Below are 1,617 nucleotides of genomic sequence, written 5' to 3'. Positions count from 1 at the left end.
GTCGGCCAATGCGTCTTGGACGGTAATGGTCGGGGCGTCATCGAAGAATGAAGGGAGGCGTTCTTGTGTCATGAGGGTTGTCCTTTATGGGTTTGCTTAGGCCGTCTGAAGGTTTCAGACGGCCTGAGTTTATTTTTGCGAGCGTTTGGGCACGTTTAATTTATTTCTTTTTCAACACCAAATATAAAAATACCAATCCGCCTGCAAATTCGACGACCACGCTCAATACGGCCTGCATGCCGAGGAAGTGTTCGAAGATGGTTTGCCCACCGACCAACAGGATGCCGCCGACACAAAAAGTCATGGGCAGACGGACGGAATGTTTGACCGACGGGGAAAAGTGGTTGGCCAGCGCAGCAACCAGCAGGCCGAAAAAGCTCACCGGGCCGACAACGGCGGTCGCAGTCGCAACCAATGCGGCGATCCACAACAGCAGCCATAAGGTGTTGCGCGTGTAGTTGATGCCCAAATTGATGGCCTGATTGCGGCCGAGCAGGTAAACATCGAGGCGGTGGCGTTCGCGCCAGATCACGGCGGCGCTGATGAGCAACACGACTGAGCCGATACCCAACAATTCCGAGTGGACGGTATTGAAGGTGGCAAACATATTCGCCTGCGCGGCGGTAAATTCTTCGGGATCAATCATGCGCGAAAGCAGCGACGACAGGCTGCGGAACAAAATCCCGAAAATCACGCCGATTAAAATCATACGCGACAAATCTCGTCCACCTTGTTTGATGAGCGTGTAGAACAATAGCAGCGAGCCGCCCATCATGACGATCAGTTCAAAGCCGAATTTTCCCGTCAACGGCAGGGAAGCATAGCCCACGCCGCCGAGCGTAAACACCAGCAAGGTCTGCAAAAACACATACAGCGAATCGAAACCCAAAATCGAAGGGGTCAGAATCGGATTGTTGGTCAGCGTTTGGAAGAGTTGCGTGGACACGCCGACCGCATAGGCGACCATCAGCAGTGCGGCAAGCTTGGTCAGACGCAGGTGCAAGACAAAGTCCCAATCGCCTTTGACGTTGAGCGTCATAAACAGGACGCAGGAAACCAGCAACAGCGCAAAGGCGACCCACAACGGACGGCTGCTTCCTGCCATAAAACTGATATTTTTTTCAGACGGCATGAGCAGGTTTCCTTAATAAAAGCCACAAAAACAAAACCGTCCCCATCACGCCAAAAACCGTAGAGACCGGAATTTCAAATGGAAACACAATCACGCGTCCGACAATATCGCACAGCAACACCAAAGACGCGCCCAGCAAGGCCACCGCAGGCAGGCTTTGGCGCAGTTTGTCGCCCATCAGACGGCTAATGATGTTCGGCACAACCAAGCCGATAAACGGAATATTGCCGACCGTCACGACCACCAAAGACGTAATCAGCGCCACAATAATCAACCCCAACCACAGAATCGCCGTCCGGTTCAGCCCCAAGTTTACGCTTACTGTTTCGCCCAAACCCAAAATCGTCAGCTGGTCGGCAATCAAATAGGCAAACAAAGCCAAAATTCCCGTTGCCCACAACAGCTCATACCGCCCGAGCAACACGCCGGAAAAATCGCCCTGTTGCCACACGCCGAGCATTTGCAGCATTTCGTTTTCATACGCG

The 1,617-nt window shown here is 52.9% G+C and carries 2 protein-coding genes; both read right to left on the bottom strand.

Annotated elements, in window-relative coordinates; translation table 11 throughout:
- Positions 1–160 precede the first annotated feature (160 nt).
- Complete coding sequence (locus ACTHUM_RS13430; RefSeq protein ID WP_440403105.1) at positions 161–1,132, bottom strand: iron chelate uptake ABC transporter family permease subunit; 972 nt, start codon at positions 1,130–1,132, stop codon at positions 161–163.
- Positions 1,122–1,617: iron chelate uptake ABC transporter family permease subunit (locus tag ACTHUM_RS13425; RefSeq protein WP_440403104.1), on the bottom strand; the 496-nt coding region annotated here is incomplete at its 5' end. The genes ACTHUM_RS13425 and ACTHUM_RS13430, both read right to left, overlap by 11 nt.

The sequence above is a fragment of the Neisseria sp. P0021.S006 genome (assembly GCF_051956895.1).
Note: the sequence above shows the minus strand (reverse complement) of the source record. Positions and strands in the feature narration are given on the sequence as shown.